Consider the following 16,711-nt stretch of genomic DNA (forward strand, 5'->3'; position numbering starts at 1 on the left):
ATGACCAACCCCTTCGAGAATCCCGACGGCGTGTACCGGGTCCTGGTCAACGCCGAGAACCAGCACTCGCTGTGGCCGGACTTCGTGGCCATCCCGGACGGCTGGCACAGCGTGTTCGGCCCGGACACCCGCCCCGCCTGCCTGGACTACGTCGAACGCGAGTGGACCGACCTGCGTCCGCAGAGCTTGATCGAGGCGATGGGCCAGTGACCAGCACCGAAACGCGCAACCCCGAGCTAGCCGAGGCGGAGCTGGCCGGGTTTGGCACGGTCGCCGCCGGTCTGCTGGCCCGCGCGGGCGACCGGGTGGACGATCCGGCCTGGGTGGCCCAGGCCCGCCGACTGTGGGAGGACACCCCGGCCGATCTGCGCAGCCGAGTCCGGGAATTCCGCCGCCACTCCGGCCCGGACGGCCGCCTGCTGCTCACCGGGCTGCCGGTCGGCCCGGTGCCGCCCACCCCGTCGGTACCCGGTTCCGTGCAACGGGATCCGGCACCCGGCGCGGCGGTGCTGCTGCTGATCGCCAGCGGCCTGGGCGATCCGGCCTCCTTCGCCGCGGAGAAATCCGGGGCTCTCGTCCAGGACGTCGTGCCGGTGCCCGGTCAGGAGGAGTTCCAGGGCAACGCGGGCTCGGTGGAGCTGACCTTCCACACCGAGAACGCCTTCCACCCGCACCGCCCGGACTACGTGCTGCTGCTGTGCCTGCGCGCCGACCACGAGGGCATCGCCGAACTGCGCACCTGCTGCACCCGGCGCATCCTGCCCGAACTCTCCGACCGCTCCCGGGAGGCCCTGGGCCGGGCCGAGTTCGTCACCGAGGCCCCGCCGTCCTTTGGTGGCACCGGCGACGGTGTGGTGCACGCCGTCCTCAGCGGCGATCCGGCCGACCCCGACCTGTGCTTCGACGAGGCCGCCACCCGGGCACTCACCGAGTCCGGCCGGATCGCACTGGCCGAGCTGAGCCAGGTCATCCGGCGCACCTACGACGGCGTGCGGCTACGGCCCGGCGATCTGGCCATTGTGGACAATCGGGTCACCCTGCACGGCCGCTCGGAGTTCACCCCGCGCTATGACGGGCAGGACCGCTGGTTGCAGCGCACCTTCTCCTTCACCGACCTGCGCCGCTCCCGCGATCACCGCCCGGCCGACGGAAATGTGCTGGTGAAGTGACGACCACCCGGACGCTCGTCGCACCAGCCGCGCTGGCCGAGCTGGACCTGGCCGACCCCCGGCTACACGCCGAGCAGGACCTCGGCGAGGTCTGGCGCACGCTGCGCCGCCGGGAACCTGTGCACCGGCACCGACCGATCGGTAGGGCGCCCGGTTTCTGGGTGGTCACCCGCTTCGCCGACGCGGCCGAGGTCTACCTGGACACCGACCGGTTCAGCTCCGCGAATGGGAACGTGCTGGCCACCCTGTTGCAGGGCGGGGACTCCGCCAGCGGCGTGATGGCCGCGGTCACCGACGGTCCCCGGCACCGGGACCTGCGCAGCGTGCTGCTCAAGGCGTTCTCCCCCCGGGTGCTCGCCGGCGTCGTCCAGGCCGTCGAGGAGAACAGCCGGGCCCTGGTCAGCGCGGCACTCGACCAGGAGGTCTGCGATTTCGCCGTGGACGTGGCCGGCAAACTGCCGATCACGGTGATCTGCGACCTGCTCGGCGTGCCCCCGGAAGACCGGGAATTCCTGTTGGGACTGACCACAACCGCGCTCAGCTCGGACACCGCCGAGCAGTCGCCGTTCGAGATCTGGCAGGCCCGCAACGACATCCTCAGCTACTTCGGCAAACTCGCCGAACAGCGGCGGAAAAACCCGGGCACGGACGCGGTGAGCGTGCTGGTCACCGGCACCGTCGGCGGCCAGCCGCTGACCCAGGACGAGGTGGTGGCCAACTGCTACAGCCTCATCCTCGGCGGCGACGAGACCAGCAGACTGTCCATGATCGGCGCGGTGCTCGCCTTCCTCGAACACCCTGACCAGTGGGCGGCACTGAAATCCGGTGCGGTCACGGTGGAATCGGCCGCGGACGAGGTGCTGCGCTGGACCACCCCGGCCATCCACTTCGGCCGGACCGCGACCCAGGACACCACGCTCAACGGCGTCCGGATCGCCAAGGACGAGATCGTCACCGTCTGGAACGCCTCGGCCAACCGGGACGAGGCCCGCTTCGCCGACCCGGATCGCTTCGACCTGGGCCGCACCCCCAACAAGCACCTGTCCTTCGGCCACGGCCCGCACTACTGCGTTGGCGCCTACCTGGGCAAAGCGGAGATCACCGCCATGCTCACCGCCTTGCGCGACCAGGTGAACGTCATCGAACCGGCGGGGCCCGCCCTGCCCATCTACTCGAACATGCTCAGCGGCTACCGAAGTCTCCCGGTGCGCCTCACCAGGTGAGTACCGGCCGCACCCGCACGAACAAGGAGTACCGCCAATGCCCGAGTCCGACCTCAGCACCGTGTTCGAGCGCCACGAGTCCGCGGTGCGCAGCTACTGCCGCAGTTTCCCGGCCGTCTTCGAGCGGGCGCAGGGCGCGTACCTGTGGGACCGCGACGGAACGCGCTACACCGACCTGCTGTGCGGCGCGGGCGCGCTGAACTACGGGCACAACCCACCCGAGATGGTGGCCAGGGTCGTGGCCTACCTGACCGGCGGCGGACCAGTGCAGTCCCTTGACCTCTACACCACCGCCAAGGCCGATTTCCTGGCCCGCTTCCACGAGGTCGTGCTCGCGCCGCGCGGGATGGCCGACCACGTCCTCCAGTTCCCCGGCCCGGCGGGCACCCTCGCGGTGGAGGCGGCGCTCAAACTGGCCCGCAAAATCACCGGGCGTAGCAACGTGATCAGCTTCGCGCACGGCTTCCACGGGGTGTCGCTGGGTTCGCTGGCCACCACCGCCAACCCGCTGCTGCGGGGCGCGGCCGGGGTGCCACTGCGCGATGTCACCGTGCTGCCCTATGACGATTCCGCGTTCGCGCTGGCCGAACAGGCCGAGCCACCCGCGGCGTTCATCCTGGAAACCGTGCAGGGCGAGGGCGGCCTCAATGTGGCCGGCCGGGCCTGGCTGGCCAGCCTGCGCAGGCTGGCGGATTCCGTTGGCGCGCTGGTGATCGTGGACGACATCCAGGCCGGCTGCGGGCGCACCGGCACCTTCTTCAGCTTCGACGGCTACCCGGAACTGCGGCCGGACCTGGTGTGCCTGTCCAAATCGTTGAGCGGCATGGGTTTGCCGATGGCTGCGCTGCTGATCCGGCGCGAGTACGACCGCTGGGCGCCCGGTGAGCACAACGGCACCTTCCGCGGCCACAACCTGGCCTTCGTGGCCGGCAACGCGGCCCTGGACCTGTGGGCGGGCAACGAGTTCCCCGCGCACGCGCTGACCATGGCCGAGGACATCCGGGCCAGCCTCGCCGGTGTGGTGGCCGCCCTGCCCGCGGGCACCGCGGAGGTCGCCGGGCGCGGCGCGATGAGCGGACTGCGCTTCACCAGCACCGCGCTGGTCGAACACATCCGGTCGAACCTGTTCCACGCCAACGTGATCGCCGAGAGCAGCGGGGACGGCCAGGTGCTGAAGTTCCTGCCGCCGCTGACCATGTCCCGCTCCGAGTGGAGCACCGTGGCCGACACCATCGGCTCGGTCGTCACCGACGTCGCCACCCTCGACGTCGCCGTCTGAAAGGCTGCACACCGATGAGCGAAACCGTGGTCGACGTCCTGGGCATCGGCTTCGGCCCCGGCGGCATCGCGCTGGCCGCCGCGCTGACGGAGGAGGCGCCGGAGCTGTCCTGCCTGTTCCTGGAAGCGCGCGCGGAACCGGCCTGGCAGCCGGGCATGCTGCTGTCCGGGTCGGACACCCAGCACCACCCCAGCCGCGACCTGGCCGCCCTGCGCGACCCGCGCAGCCGCTACACCTTCCTCAACTACCTGCACGAGACCGGCCGCCTGCTCGATTTCCTCAACGTGCCAACACAGTTCCCGCTGCGCAAGGACTACGCCCGGTACGTGCGCTGGGTGGCCGAACAGCTCAGCGAGGTGGTCGCCTACGACCGCCGGGTCGGCGCGATCGAGACCGACGGCGAGCACTACCTGGTCACCACCACCAGCGGCGACACCTACCGTGGCCGCAGCCTGGTCTACGGCACCGGCCGCACCCCGCACATCCCCGAGGTGTTCACCCCGCACCTGGGCCCGCAGGTCTGCCACAGCAACGACTACCAGTGGCGAGTAGCCGAAGCGCGGGCCCGGCTGGGACGCCCGCTGACGGTGGCGGTCATCGGCGCCAGCCAGAGCGCGGCCGAGATCGCCCTGGACCTGCACAGCGGTTCTCAGGACCGGATCCTGGCGGTGATGCGGAGTTTCGGCTACCGGCAGAAGGACCACAGCCCGTTCTCCGAACAGGCGTACTTCCCGGAGTTCACCGACTACTACTTCCACGCCGACAAGTCCGGCAAGGCCCGCCTGGACCACCAGCTGCGCCCCAGCAATTACTCCACAGTGGACCTAGACGTGCTGGAATCCTTGTACGTGCGCCGCTACGAGGACACCATCGACGGCCAGACCCGGCTGGAACTGCACGGCAACAACGAGATCACCGCGGTCAGCCGGGACGACTCGGGGGTGCGCCTGTCCCTGCACGAGGTCATCACCGGCGCGGACACCGTGCTCTCGGCCGACCTGGTGGTGCTGGGCACCGGTTTCCGCGACCTCGGCCCGGCCGGACATCAGGAACGTCATCCCGCACTGCTCGCCCCGATCGCCCCCGCACTGGCCACCGACGCCGACGGGGTGCTGCTGGTGCGGCGGGACTACCGGGTGCCCGGCGAGGTGCCGCCGCTGTTCCTCAACGGGTTGTGCGAGCACAGCCACGGACTCGGCGACGCGGGCTCGTTCAGCCTGCTGTCACTGCGGGCCCGCACGTTGCTGGCAGGCATCCGGCAAGCGGTGGCCGACCGGGTGCCCGCGACGGCCGCCTAGTGAGCCCAGCCCCGGCTACCGGGGTCGCTTGACCTTGATCAGCTCGGCCACCATCCCGGGCGAGCGCGAGATCACCTGCTGGGCCACGTCGGAGAGGAACTGATTGGTGTTGCGGGCGTGATCGCGCATCAGCGCGAACCCGTCCGCGATATCGATCTGCAGCCGTTCGCTCAGGATCCCCTTCGCCTGCTCGATCACGATCCGGCTGTTGAGCGCGGTCTGCAACTGCTCGGCGACCATCTCGCTGTGCCGCAGCGCGCGCACCTGCAGGATGCTGATCGTGGCCACGTTGGCGAAGGATTGCGCCAGCGCGATCGTCTCGGCCGGGATGCCGCCCGCCGTGCTGCCGAACAGGTTCAGCGCGCCGATGATCTCCTCGCGCAACCGCATCGGCACCGCCTGCACCGTGGCGAAGCCCTGCTCGGCCGCTGCGACGCTGAACCGAGGCCAGCGCCGCGGCTCCGCGCCCAGATCCGGGCAGCCCACCGGCGTTCCGCTGCGGAAGCAGTCCAGGCAGGGCCCTTCCTCATCCTGCAACTGGAACAGCTCCAGCAGCCGGGCCTGGTCGGTGGAAGCGGCCACCAGGTTCAGCGCGCCCCGCTGGTCCACCAGCAGGATGCCCGCCGCGTCCACCTCCAGCAGTTCGACACAGCGCTCGGTCAGGGTGTGCAGGAAGTCGATGGTGTCGAACCCCAGTACGAGGGTGTCCGACAGTTCGACGAATGTCTGCGCGACCCGCCGGTCCAACATCGGGCTCACCTCAGTTTCTCGTTGGTGTCCGGGGTGAATCTCAGTCTGCGCGCCACCACATCGGCCGCCACCTCGGACAGCCGGCGGTCGGTGCGGTAGGCATGCGCCCGCAATCGCAGGAATGCCTGGTCCAGATCGGTGTCCAGCTGCACCGACACCATGCCGGTGGCCTGGTGCACCACCGCCCAGCGGCTCTCCGGCTCGGTGTGCGGCAACTCGGCAGCCGCAGCCTCCAGGGCCGAGGACCGGCTGAGCAGCAGCGTGGTCGCGGTGTCCGCGCACACCAGCGCGTCCGCCAGTTGGGGTGCGGAGAGCGGGCCGTCGACCTCCCGGCAGATCTCCAGTGCGCCCAGCACGATCGCCCCCAGCGTCAACGGAACCACGAACACCGCGGCCACCCCGACCGCCACCGCCGCCGGGGCGAAGGCAGGCCAGCGCCGGGCGCTGCCGGGGCTGGCCAGGTGCGGCACGAACACCGGATGGTGCTGCCGCATGACCTCGGCCACCGGCCCCTCCCCCAGAGTGGCCCGCAGCTCAGCCATCTCTTCCCCCACCGATCCGACTACCTCAACGGGTTCCACCGCGCCGGCCAGATAAACCGCCACCCCGGACGCGGTCAACCCGCGCCGGCAGGCAAGACAGACATGGCGGACGTTGACCGGCTGCCGATCAGTCCTGGCGATCTCGTCAATCACCGCCAGGATGCCCCGGCGCCGGTCCGTGCCCACGTCGGTCACCTCTCGACACCTGCGATCCTGGCTACTACACGTTAGCCCTCCCCTGGCGAATGCGTGCACTTCACCCACCTGCCGATCGTTACAACAGGTAACTGGCACTATGCTCAGTGCTCCCACCTCACCGCCCCAGACCCCGGCGGCACCACTACCGCGTGAACGGAAGTGCTGCTGTGCCCTGGGACTGCTCCACGCTGGCCTTCGCTGAGTTGCTCACCCGTATCCAGGACCGTGAATGGGCGGCCATGGTGGAGCTGCACACCCAGTTCGGCGAGGAGGTGTTCCATGCCTGCCACGCCATCACCGACGACGCACTGGCCGCCGAGCTGATCACCATCGACGTGTTCGTGCAGGTCTGGGACCAGCCCGAAGCGCTCACCGGCCCGGCCGCGCCGGCGAACCCGGACGCGCTCGGCCGCGCCATGGTGGCGCAGGCCCGCAACTGGGCCGTGCTCTGGTGTGTCGAGGAGCAGCCGGCGGAATCCGACCTGGATGTGGTGAAGCCGCCCGTGGCGTACGGGCGGCTCCCCTCCTGACCGGGTAGTGCCTGAGCTGTCGCGGAGCCGGACTACCCGATGCAGCTGGGGTCCGGGCACAAAAGGACCCCGGCTCGCACAATCTGCGGCACCGGGGTCCAGGGTTGCCTGACTCAAGGTACGCCCGCACCTGCCCGGCACGTACCGCCGTACGCCGATCGCGGCACCACTGGATGCGCTGGACCCGGTGCGGGCGCGCGTGGGCGAGCCCGTGCACTTCAGGTGAATGAGGAAAGGGGAATCCCGCTCCTTTCCATTTTCAACTTATAGCGCACCGGGGGGCTTGTGGCAAGGCCCCGGTCATGCCGCAGAATCACCCGCCGTAGCCAGGATCTGCGGAAATGGGAGCTGCCTAATGCGCGTGTTGTTGTCGACCTATGGTTCACGCGGGGACGTCGAGCCGGTGCTGGGGCTCGCGGTGCGCCTGCGCGAACTCGGCGCACAGGTGCGGGTGTGCGCGCCGCCGGACTTCGCCGAGCGGGTGGCGGGCGCCGGAGTCGAGATGGTGCCGGTCGGCCTGTCCGCGAGCGAGCTGACCAAGGCCAGGCCGCCGGTGTCGGAGTTCCCCCGGTTCGCTGCCGAACTGATCGGCCACCAGTTCAAGGGCGTGCTGGACGCGGCGCGGGACTGTGACGCGATGGTGGTCACCGGCATGCTGCCGATGATCGCCGGCGCGCTGTCGGTGGCGGAGAAGCTGGGCATCTACGCGGCCTCGGTGGTCTTCCAGAAGCTCAGCCTGCCCTCGCCGCACCACCGGCCGATGGCCTACCCGGGCCACCCGTTCCCGCCGGAGGTGACCGACAACCGGGAGCTGTGGAAACTCAACGCGCAGACCGTGAACAAGCTGTTCGGGGACGCGCTCAACACCAACCGGGAGGCCAACGGCCTGGCCCCGGTGGCCAACGTGCAGGACTACCTGCATGGCGACCAGCAGTGGCTGGCGACCGACCAGGTGCTGGACCCGTGGCTGCCGACGCCCGAGCTGGACGTGGTGCAGACCGGCGCCTGGATCCTGCCGCACGAAAGCCCGCTGCCCGCCGACCTGGAGGCGTTCCTGGCCGCCGGTCCGCCGCCGGTGTACGTGGGCTTCGGCAGCATGCCGATGCACGCCGCCACCGACGTCGCCCAGGTGGCCATCGACGCGGTGCGCGCGCTGGGTCACCGGGTGGTCGTGCTGCGTGGCTGGGCCGGACTGGACCTGATCGACGACCGGGCGGAATGCTTCGCCGTCGGCGAGGTCAACCAGCAGGCCCTCTTCCCCAGGATGGCCGCCATCGTGCACCACGGCGGCGCGGGCACCACCACCACGGCGAGCCGCTCCGGCGCACCTCAGGTGGTCCTTCCGCAGCTCGCTGACCAGCCCTATTGGGCCGGGCGGGTGGCCGAGCTGGGCATTGGCGCGGCACACGACGGTCCGGCGCCGACCGTCGAATCGCTGACCGCCGGGCTGCGCATCGCGCTGGCCCCCGAGACCCGGGACCGGGCGCTGGCGGTCGCGGGCACGATCCGCACCGACGGGGCGCTGGTGGCCGCGGAACTACTGCTTGAGACCATCAAGTCGCACAAGGCACGGGCTTGACAAAGGGTGGACAATAAAAAATCGGCGTGTGCTCCATAAATGGGAGAACTCGCCGAACCTGGTACCAGTTTAAACGCGATGAGGGGCCTGTGTCAAATCAGGAGTACGAAGCGGAATTGCGGTCCGAACGGAACTACGTGGCCGGGCTCTACACGCGGCTCGACGCGGCCCGTGAGCGAGTGGAGGCCGAGTACACCGCGGCGCTCGGCGGCACCGGCGGCACCCCGATGGAACGGGACGTCCAGGTGCGCGCCTCGGCCAAGGAGCTGAAGCGGCTGCACTTCGGCGACAACGGGCTGTGCTTCGGCAGGCTGGACACCCTGACCGGCGAGCACTCCTACATCGGCCGGATCGGCCTGTTCGACGAGGACAACGAGTACCAGCCGGTGCTGCTGGACTGGCGGGCGCCGGCCTCCCAGGCGTTCTACATCGCCACCGCGGCCAGCCCGGAGAACATGCGCAGGCGCCGCCAGTTCCACACCCGCGGCCGCCGGGTGCTCGATTTCACCGATGAGGTGCTCGGCCGCCCGGACGGGGACGCCCGCGGTGACGCGGCCCTGCTCGCGGCGGTGAACGCGCCGCGCGGTGAGGGCATGCGCGACATCGTGGCGACCATCCAGGCCGAGCAGGACGAGATCATCCGGCTGGACCACCCCGGGGTGCTGGTGATCGAGGGCGGTCCCGGCACCGGCAAGACCGTGGTCGCGCTGCACCGGGTCGCCTACCTGCTCTACACCCAGCGGGAGCGGATGGAGCGGCACGGCGTGCTCGTGGTCGGGCCCAATCCGGCCTTCCTCAACCACATCAGCCGGGTGCTGCCCTCACTCGGCGAGTCCGATGTGGTGTTCATGACCACCGGCGATCTGGTGCCCGGCCGGCACATCACCGCCGAGGACGGCCCGGAAGCCGCGCGGCTCAAGGGATCGCTGAAGATCCTGGACGTGCTCGCGGCCGCGATCGCCGACCGGCAGGAGCTGCCCGAGGAGCCGCTGCCGGTCGAACTGGAGGACGTCACGGTGCGGATCGACACCGCCACCGCGGAGTGGGCCAGGGAGGAGGCCCGGGCGACCGGGTTGCCGCACAACGAGGCCAGGGCCAAGTTCACCGAGATCATCAGCTACGTGCTCACCGAGCGGGCCATCGCCCGGATCGGCAAGGGCTGGCTCACCAGGGAGGACAAGGTCGCCTGGGAGAGCATGCGCAAGGACCTGATGCTCGAACTGGGCAAGCACGAGGGCTTCGCCGCGGCACTGGACGCGCTCTGGCCGCTGCTGACCCCGGAAACCCTGCTGGGGCAACTGTTCTCCTCGCCCGAGCGGCTGCGGCTGGCCGGTGCGGACCCGGTGCTGTGGCGGGCCGACGGCGAGGCGTGGACGGTCTCGGACGTGCCGCTGCTGGACGAACTGGTCGACCTGCTGGGCACCGACAAGGCCGATGAGGCCGCCGCGGAACGCCGACGCAAGGCCGACGCCGAGTACGCCAAGGGCGTGCTGGACATCATGACCGGCCGCGAGGACTCGATGGACGACGAGGACCACCTCTACGCCACCGACCTGCTCTACGCCGAGGACCTGGCCGAGCGGTTCGAGGAGCGGGACACCAGGGAACTGGCCGAACGGGCCGCCGCGGACCGGGACTGGACCTACCGGCACATCGTGGTCGACGAGGCCCAGGAACTGTCCGAAATGGACTGGCGGATCCTGATGCGGCACTGCCCCGGCCGGTCCTTCACCGTGGTGGGCGACCTCGCCCAGCGCCGGTCGGAAGCCGGTGCCCGGTCCTGGGGCGAGATGCTGGAGCCGTACGTGCCGGGCCGCTGGGTGTACCGGTCGCTGACGGTGAACTACCGCACCCCGGCGGAGATCATGTCCGTCGCGGCCGCGGTGCTCGCCGACTTCGCGCCGAGTGTGCAGCCGCCGGAGTCGGTGCGGGCCTGCGGGGTCCAGCCCTGGTCCCGGCAGGTCGGCGCGGACGAACTGGCCGCCGCCATCGAGGAGTTCGTCCGGGAGGAAGCCGGTCGCGAGGGCACCAGCATCGTGATCGGGCCGCCGGGGTTGCCGGGTGTGGTGCCCGCTTCGGAGACCAAGGGCCTGGAGTTCGACGCGGTGCTGGTGGTGGAACCGGAACGGATCCTCGCCGACGGCCCGCGGGGCGCGGCCGAACTCTACGTCGCGCTCACCCGCGCCACCCAGCGCCTCGGCGTGCTGCACCAGGGCCCGCTGCCGCAGGCCCTGGCCGGACTCGACCCCGCCGGGACACCGGTCCCGGCCGGGAGTCCGCGACTGGTGTAGCGCCGCACGCTGACCGTCACCGACAGCCGGTGGCGGTCAGCGGAACCGGCCGCCGTCGAGTTCCCAGCGCTGGGTGTCCGGGTCCAGCCACTCCAGCAGACCGACCCCCGCGGACGCGCCGAGGTTGACGGTGAGCAGCGCGGTGACGCTGTCCGCGTTGCCGCGCCGGGCCGCCGCCATCATGATGTCGTGCGCGATGGCCGGCCGGGTTTCCGGTGGCACCACAAGCAAAACCAGCCGTTGCCTGCCGCGCCCGGTCACCGTCACCGTGTCCGGCTGCTGTGCCCGGAACCCCTCCACCCGGACGCTGCGGGTGTGCACCGGCAGCCGGCGCGCGGTCGGCTGCCACATGGTCAGGTTGAAGGTCACCCGCTCCACCCGGCCCAGCCGGATGGTGAGCACCGGCAGCAGCTTGGTCAGTTCGGCGGCCAGGTCCCTGGTCCGCGGCCACCACGCGCCGTCCACATATCCGGTGACGCGGGCCTGGGGCTTGAGCCGCAGCCGAGGGGCGTTTCCCGGCGGCTCGATCGAGGCGGGGACCAGCGGGGCGGCAGAGGGTGCGTGCGGGCTCGACATCATGTCGATGGTCCCGTTCCCGGCCGTGAACCCGGCCGAACTGGGAATCCTCGGGGACGACGCGGGCTTGACCGCTCGCGTTCGAGATGCTCCCGACCTCAACAACACTACGCCCCTTGTCCAGTGCGACAAGGGGCGTAGTCCGCAGGTGAGCGCTACTTGAGGAAGCCCAGGGACACCTGGGCGGCGATCACGGTCGCGCCCGCCTCCGTGGCGCAGGCGGCCTTGAGGTGCCGCATGACCTCGGTCTGGTTGGTGAGCTGGATCGCCAGCGCCCGGCCGTCCACCGGACCATCGCTGAGTTCGATCTTGCCGCTCGGCTGCGTGCCCTTGAGCTTGATCGCCGCGCTCAGGGTGCTCTTCTGCTCCGAACTGCCATCGGCCAGCAGCCAGGTGAACGCGAGATCGAACTTGGCCGAGACCTCCCCGCAGGTGCCGTCAGCGCTACCGGCCTCCGGCATGGTGATCTCCGCGCCCACGATCCGCTGGTCGTCGGTCACCTCCGGCCGGGTGTCGGTGCAGGCCGCGGTGGTGGCGTCCATGGTCAGCTCGACTTTCGCCGATTCGTCCGTGGTCAGTCCGGCGGAGGCGCGGGCGATGGCCGCGGTGGTGCAGACCAGGTCGGGCTCGGCCGGAGCAGCCTGCGCCGGGGCGCCGAGCAGGGTGAGGGAGACGGCGATCAGTGGGACGGACAGTCGCGAGATGCGTGAATGGCCCATGCCTCGACCCTCGACGGGCTGCCCGGACCCGGCAACCCGGGTCACGCCGGTTCAGTAGAACGTGTGAGCAGCCCCCGGCGAGGCGCACCACCACTGGCGCGCGGGCGTTTGGTTGACTGGGATCATGCTCGACATCAGCGCGCTGACCTGGGCCACGACCATCGGACTGATCATCGCCCTGCTCGCGATCGACCTGATCCTGGCGGCTGTGCGGCCGCACAAGGTCGGGTTCCGCGAGGCTACCGCGTGGTCGGTGTTCTACATCCTGGTCGCGATCGCCTTCGGCGTCTGGTTCGCCTGGCAGTACGGCGGGCAGTTCGGCACCGAGTACTTCGCCGGGTACATCGTGGAGAAGAGCCTCTCGGTCGACAACCTGTTCGTGTTCGTGATCATCATGACCACCTTCGCGGTGCCCGAGGAGCACCAGCACAAGGTGCTCACCTTCGGCATCGTGCTCGCGCTGATCATGCGCGCGATCTTCATCGCCCTCGGCGCGACCCTGTTGTCCTTGTTCTCCTTCATGTTCCTGCTCTTCGGGCTGCTGCTGATCTTCACCGCGGTGCAGTTGTTCCGGCACCGCGACGAGGACCCCGACGTCGAGAACAACATCATGGTCCGCACCGCCCGCCGCCTGTTCCCCACCACCGACACCTACGTCGGCGGCAAGCTGTTCACCAAGGTCGACGGCCGTCGTCTGGCCACGCCGCTGTTCGTGGTGCTGCTGGCCATCGGCAGCGTGGACTTGTTGTTCGCGCTGGACTCCATCCCGGCGGTCTTCGGCGTCACCGAGGCGCCCTACATCGTCTTCACCGCCAACGCCTTCGCCCTGCTCGGCCTGCGCGCGCTGTACTTCCTGGTGAAGGGCCTGCTGGACCGGCTGGTCTACCTCTCCACCGGGCTGGCGCTGATCCTGGCCTTCATCGGCGTCAAGCTGATCCTGCACTGGGCGCACGTGGACATCGACCCCCGGGTGCCGGAGATCTCCACCGCGGTCAGCCTCACCGTGATCATCGGCGTGCTGGTCGTGGTCACGGTGGCCAGCCTGGTCAAGACCCGCAACGACCCCACGGCCAAGGCGCACCCGGGTTCGCTGCGGGCCACCCGCGACCCGGAGGACCCGGCCTGATCAGCTGCCCGCCGCGGTGGCCGCGCGTTTGAGGGTGCGGATCACCGGCGCGGTCTCCAGGTGCTCGATCCCCTCGATCCGGCCGACCTGTTCGGTCAGGTAGGTGTAGAGCACGTCGACGTCCCGGCACACCACCTTGGCCAGCAGGTTGCTCGGTCCGGTGGTGATCGCGGCGAGCGCCACTTCCGGTTGCCCCGCAAGGGCTTGCGCCACGGTCACCAGGTGCGCTGGCCGCACGGACAACCACAGGATAGTCTGGGCGTGGAAGCCGAGCACGGTGGCGTCCATGTCGATGTCCAGGTAGAGGATTCCGTTGCCGCGCAACTGGTTTACCCGGCGGCGCACGGTCGGTTCGGACCAGCCGGTGCGCGCGGCGAGATCGGCGTAGGTGACCCGGCCGTCCTGACGTAGCGCGGTCAGCAGCTGCTCATCGCCATCAATGTCCACTTCGGACGGTGCGGGCTGGAAAACCGGTGTCAGCCGGGCGATCTGGTCCTCGGTGAGCACCCGCGCGCGGCCGTGCCAGCCGACCGGGCCGCCGACGAAGGAGCGCAGCAGGCAGTGCGCGGACACCGACTCCACCCGCGGCGTCTTCGGGAGTTGTTGCAGCAGCAGGGCTTCCGGGGCGTGCTGACCCGGCGCGCGGATCACGCAGGCGATCTCGGTGCCGCCGGAGGTGAGCTGCACCCAGGAGGTGTCCGGCCGCCGGGCCAGCGCCTGCGCCACCGGCAGCGCCGCGTCCGGGGTGCAGCGCAGCCGGACGAACCACTCCACCTGGCCGAGGCGGCGCGCGTCGGTCATGCCGACCACCCGCAGCACCCCGCCGGAGCGCAGCCTGCGATACCGCCTGGCCACGGTCTGCTGCGAGGTGCCGAGCACCGCCGCGACCTGGTTGAACGGCGCCCGGCCGTCCACGTGCAGGGCGTGGATCAGTGCGCGGTCGAGATCGTCGAGCGTCACATTCCCGATCCTAAACCCGCCGCGATGGAATTATCCGTCAGTAACATCCGCACACGCGGTCAAGGGAGTCGCTGGAACCTAGCTTCGCGGACATGACAAGTCCGACCTACCGCTGGCGCTGGCCCGCGCTCGCCGCCCTGCTACTCGCCGAGGCGATGAACCTGTTCGACAGCACCGTGTTGCCCGTGACCGGTCCCGCGATCCGCGCGGACCTCGCGGTCGGCGAGAGCACGCTGCAATGGCTGACCACCGGCTACACCCTGCCGTTCGCGCTACTGCTGATCACCGGCGGCCGGCTCGGCGACATCCTCGGCCGCAGAAGGGTTTTTGTCGCCGGGGTGCTCGTCTTCGCACTGGCCTCCGCGGTGTGCGCGGGCGCGCCGAGTGCGGCGGTGCTGCTCACCGGCCGGGTGGTGCAGGGCGCGAGCGCGGCGCTGATCATCCCGCAGACCTTCGGCCTGATCCGGGCCATGTTCACCGGCGCCGAGGTGGCCAAGGCGCTGGGCACGATCGGCCCGGTGATGGCGCTGTCCGCGCTGTGCGGCCCGGTGGCCGGTGGCCTGCTCACCGACGCGAACCTGTTCGGCCTGGGCTGGCGGCCGGTGTTCCTGATCAACCTGCCCCTCGGCCTGGCCGTGCTGGCCATCGCGCCGCTGATCCGCGAGGACCGCTCACCGGCCCGGCCACGACTGGACATCAGCGGCACCCTGCTGGCCGCACTCGGGCTCGGGCTGCTGGTGTTCCCGTTGGTAGAAGGCAACAACAGCGCCTGGACCTGGCCCTGTCTGGCACTCGGCCTCACGACCCTGATCGTCTTCGGCTGGCACCAGCGCGGCCGGACCAACCCGCTGGTCGAGCCGGGTCTGTTCCGTGGCAAGGTGTTTCCCGCCTCGCTGGCCGGTTCACTGCTGTTCTTCGCGGTGCTCAACGGTCTGCTGTTCGTGCTCGCGCTGCACCTCCAGCTCACCCAGGGCCAGACCCCGTCCAGCGCCGCGTTCACGCTGCTGCCGTGGTCGGCCGGGCTGGCGATCGGCTCGTGGACCGCGGGCGCGCTGCTGGTGCCCCGCTTCGGCCCCAAGGTGATGCGCCTCGGCCTCGGTCTGGTGCTGGTGGGCCTGGCCGGGCTCGCGATCTCCCTCACGGCGGTGCCGTTGCTGATCACCGGGATCGGCCTGGGTGTGTTCACCGTGCCGTTCTTCGGCAACGCCCTCGCCGGGGTCACCGCGCACGAGACGGGCTCGGCCGCCGGACTGCTCAACGCGGTGCAACAACTCGGCGCGACCATCGGCGTCGCCCTGCTGGGCACCGTGTTCTTCGGTGCCGGCGCGCATCTGGTGGTGCTCATCGCGATCGGACTGATCGCCGCCGTGCTGGCGCTCACCCGCGCGATGCTCCCGGCCGCGAGGACGAACCTCGCGGCCGGGCGCTGAACACGCGGAAGTGCCCCTGACCCGCCCTCACCGCTGCCGGGAACCTGCACGTGGTGGTGAACTGTGCCGTGTGCACGGTCACTTGTGCGTGGTGCTGGGCTGCGTTGTCCACCGGGGAATCGAACCCCGAGCGCTGCCCACCGCGCTACCACAGGTGATCGGTTATACCGCCGATCGTCGGTTCGTGCCCGCCTTCCCGGAACCGGCTACCTGCTTTTTCCGCGCACTCAGTCCAGCAGGTCAACCTCCCAGTTGGCCCGCTGGATGCCCACATCCACCTCGCGCAGCTCCCGCGCCACCCGGTCCGCCTCGGCCCGCACCTCGGACACGGGCAGCGCGGGCAGCTGGCGGAGTTCGGAACGCAACTGGCGGAAGTTCTGGTTGCGGCCCGCGGCCGCGTCGGCGGCCGAGACCAGCACGCTGTGCCGCAGCCGCAGGATGTCCCGGCGCGCCAAGGCATCGGTGACCGTGCCCGCGCCCAGCCGGGCGGTGGCGTTGGTGCGGTTGATCCGGCGGATCAGCTCCTCCAGCTCGGACAGCGCCGCGTCCGCCTCGGTCAGCAGGGCGGCGGCATCCTCCCCCGGATCCTCACCCTCCTGGTAGCGCGCGTTCGCCACAATCCGCGAACGCAGCTGCTCAACCCGCTTACTGGCCTCGGCGCGCAACGCCAACGCCTCCGCGAGCTTCATCTCCCCACTCATGCCACTGACGCTAGCAACCGGGGTCCACCGAGTTTCCGTCCACTCAGGACCGTTCGCGGCCGGCGCGGGCGAGTTCGGCCCAGCGGAACTGGGCCAGCTCAGCGTCGACCAGCACCAGAGTGGCGTGCAGCCATAGCCCACCCACCATCGAGTTGGCCGTTCCGGACGGCGAGTTGGCCGTTATGGGCGGCGAGTTGGCCGTTCCGGACGGCGAGTTGGCCGAACGGGCGTACCGGCGACTCGGCGGCGTGACCCGCACCCTGACCACTTGGGCCAACTGGTACGCCCGCTTGGGCAAAACCGGCGTACCAGTTGGCCCAACTCGCCGGAAGATCGGCAC

Annotated in this window: 16 protein-coding genes; 10 read left to right on the top strand and 6 right to left on the bottom strand. The window is 70.3% G+C overall.

What is annotated here, in order from left to right:
* From MZC64_RS42815 to MZC64_RS42835, 5 genes are read left to right on the top strand one after another with little or no spacing between them, the layout of a single operon-like run.
* Window positions 1–210, top strand: coding sequence for an MbtH family protein (locus MZC64_RS42815; protein WP_247765220.1), 210 nt, complete (start codon window positions 1–3; stop codon window positions 208–210).
* The gene (locus MZC64_RS42820; protein ID WP_247765221.1) at window positions 207–1,169 is read left to right on the top strand and encodes a TauD/TfdA family dioxygenase; all 963 of its coding nucleotides are present in this window, start codon (window positions 207–209) and stop codon (window positions 1,167–1,169) included. The genes MZC64_RS42815 and MZC64_RS42820 overlap by 4 nt, the downstream gene beginning before the upstream one ends.
* Entirely contained in the window at window positions 1,166–2,392 is a 1,227-nt protein-coding gene (locus MZC64_RS42825) for a cytochrome P450 (RefSeq protein WP_247765222.1), read from the top strand. Before MZC64_RS42820 ends, MZC64_RS42825 begins: the two co-directional genes overlap by 4 nt.
* A gap of 37 nt (window positions 2,393–2,429) precedes the next feature.
* Complete coding sequence (locus tag MZC64_RS42830) at window positions 2,430–3,671, top strand: diaminobutyrate--2-oxoglutarate transaminase (RefSeq protein WP_247765223.1); 1,242 nt, start codon at window positions 2,430–2,432, stop codon at window positions 3,669–3,671.
* A 14-nt stretch (window positions 3,672–3,685) separates the two neighbouring features.
* Window positions 3,686–4,969: a SidA/IucD/PvdA family monooxygenase gene (locus tag MZC64_RS42835; RefSeq protein WP_247765224.1), complete on the top strand. Its 1,284-nt coding sequence runs from the start codon at window positions 3,686–3,688 to the stop codon at window positions 4,967–4,969.
* A gap of 15 nt (window positions 4,970–4,984) precedes the next feature.
* Here MZC64_RS42835 and MZC64_RS42840 read toward each other — a convergent pair whose 3' ends face one another.
* Both MZC64_RS42840 and MZC64_RS42845 read right to left on the bottom strand, forming a co-directional pair.
* The gene (locus MZC64_RS42840) at window positions 4,985–5,719 is read right to left on the bottom strand and encodes a GAF and ANTAR domain-containing protein (RefSeq protein ID WP_247765242.1); all 735 of its coding nucleotides are present in this window, start codon (window positions 5,717–5,719) and stop codon (window positions 4,985–4,987) included.
* A gap of 5 nt (window positions 5,720–5,724) precedes the next feature.
* Entirely contained in the window at window positions 5,725–6,447 is a 723-nt protein-coding gene (locus MZC64_RS42845) for an ANTAR domain-containing protein (RefSeq protein ID WP_247765225.1), read from the bottom strand.
* 179 nt (window positions 6,448–6,626) lie between these two features.
* Between MZC64_RS42845 and MZC64_RS42850 the strand changes: the two genes are divergently transcribed.
* From MZC64_RS42850 to helR, 3 genes are all read left to right on the top strand, one after another.
* On the top strand, window positions 6,627–6,989 hold the full coding sequence (locus tag MZC64_RS42850; protein ID WP_247765226.1) for a hypothetical protein: 363 nt from the start codon (window positions 6,627–6,629) through the stop codon (window positions 6,987–6,989).
* 355 nt (window positions 6,990–7,344) lie between these two features.
* Window positions 7,345–8,568 carry a glycosyltransferase gene (locus MZC64_RS42855; RefSeq protein ID WP_247765227.1) on the top strand — a complete coding sequence of 408 codons (1,224 nt, stop codon included), beginning with the start codon at window positions 7,345–7,347 and terminating at the stop codon, window positions 8,566–8,568.
* Window positions 8,569–8,657: 89 nt separating this feature from the next.
* Window positions 8,658–10,859 carry an RNA polymerase recycling motor ATPase HelR gene (gene helR, locus MZC64_RS42860; RefSeq protein ID WP_247765228.1) on the top strand — a complete coding sequence of 734 codons (2,202 nt, stop codon included), beginning with the start codon at window positions 8,658–8,660 and terminating at the stop codon, window positions 10,857–10,859.
* 36 nt (window positions 10,860–10,895) lie between these two features.
* Here the strand turns inward: helR and MZC64_RS42865 are convergent, their stop codons facing one another.
* Both MZC64_RS42865 and MZC64_RS42870 read right to left on the bottom strand, forming a co-directional pair.
* Complete coding sequence (locus tag MZC64_RS42865) at window positions 10,896–11,435, bottom strand: DUF5994 family protein (RefSeq protein ID WP_247765229.1); 540 nt, start codon at window positions 11,433–11,435, stop codon at window positions 10,896–10,898.
* Between the two features lie 155 nt (window positions 11,436–11,590).
* On the bottom strand, window positions 11,591–12,154 hold the full coding sequence (locus MZC64_RS42870; protein ID WP_247765230.1) for a hypothetical protein: 564 nt from the start codon (window positions 12,152–12,154) through the stop codon (window positions 11,591–11,593).
* A gap of 124 nt (window positions 12,155–12,278) precedes the next feature.
* Between MZC64_RS42870 and MZC64_RS42875 the strand changes: the two genes are divergently transcribed.
* Window positions 12,279–13,280, top strand: coding sequence for a TerC family protein (locus MZC64_RS42875; RefSeq protein ID WP_247765231.1), 1,002 nt, complete (start codon window positions 12,279–12,281; stop codon window positions 13,278–13,280).
* On the opposite strand, the gene MZC64_RS42880 is transcribed toward MZC64_RS42875, so the two are convergent.
* Window positions 13,281–14,240 (bottom strand): Lrp/AsnC family transcriptional regulator, encoded by a 960-nt coding sequence (locus MZC64_RS42880; protein WP_247765232.1) that lies wholly within the window; start codon window positions 14,238–14,240, stop codon window positions 13,281–13,283.
* A 92-nt stretch (window positions 14,241–14,332) separates the two neighbouring features.
* Here MZC64_RS42880 and MZC64_RS42885 point away from each other — a divergent pair, with 92 nt between their 5' ends.
* Entirely contained in the window at window positions 14,333–15,670 is a 1,338-nt protein-coding gene (locus MZC64_RS42885) for an MFS transporter (RefSeq protein ID WP_247765233.1), read from the top strand.
* A gap of 227 nt (window positions 15,671–15,897) precedes the next feature.
* Here MZC64_RS42885 and MZC64_RS42890 read toward each other — a convergent pair whose 3' ends face one another.
* Window positions 15,898–16,371, bottom strand: coding sequence for a DIP1984 family protein (locus MZC64_RS42890; RefSeq protein WP_247765234.1), 474 nt, complete (start codon window positions 16,369–16,371; stop codon window positions 15,898–15,900).
* Between the last annotated feature and the right edge of the window lie 340 nt (window positions 16,372–16,711).

Source organism: Crossiella sp. S99.2 (genome assembly GCF_023094165.1).
Lineage (GTDB): Bacteria > Actinomycetota > Actinomycetes > Mycobacteriales > Pseudonocardiaceae > Crossiella.

Bases quoted from the DNA above. Each gene is read 5' to 3' on its own strand.
- MZC64_RS42890 (WP_247765234.1), bottom strand. From the start codon at position 16,371: ATGAGTGGGGAGATGAAGCTCGCGGAGGCGTTGGCGTTGCGCGCCGAG.
- MZC64_RS42815 (WP_247765220.1), top strand. From the start codon at position 1: ATGACCAACCCCTTCGAGAATCCCGACGGCGTGTACCGGGTCCTGGTC.
- MZC64_RS42875 (WP_247765231.1), top strand. From the start codon at position 12,279: ATGCTCGACATCAGCGCGCTGACCTGGGCCACGACCATCGGACTGATC.
- MZC64_RS42835 (WP_247765224.1), top strand. From the start codon at position 3,686: ATGAGCGAAACCGTGGTCGACGTCCTGGGCATCGGCTTCGGCCCCGGC.
- MZC64_RS42830 (WP_247765223.1), top strand. From the start codon at position 2,430: ATGCCCGAGTCCGACCTCAGCACCGTGTTCGAGCGCCACGAGTCCGCG.
- MZC64_RS42885 (WP_247765233.1), top strand. From the start codon at position 14,333: ATGACAAGTCCGACCTACCGCTGGCGCTGGCCCGCGCTCGCCGCCCTG.
- MZC64_RS42865 (WP_247765229.1), bottom strand. From the start codon at position 11,435: ATGTCGAGCCCGCACGCACCCTCTGCCGCCCCGCTGGTCCCCGCCTCG.
- MZC64_RS42855 (WP_247765227.1), top strand. From the start codon at position 7,345: ATGCGCGTGTTGTTGTCGACCTATGGTTCACGCGGGGACGTCGAGCCG.
- MZC64_RS42870 (WP_247765230.1), bottom strand. From the start codon at position 12,154: ATGGGCCATTCACGCATCTCGCGACTGTCCGTCCCACTGATCGCCGTC.
- MZC64_RS42840 (WP_247765242.1), bottom strand. From the start codon at position 5,719: ATGTTGGACCGGCGGGTCGCGCAGACATTCGTCGAACTGTCGGACACC.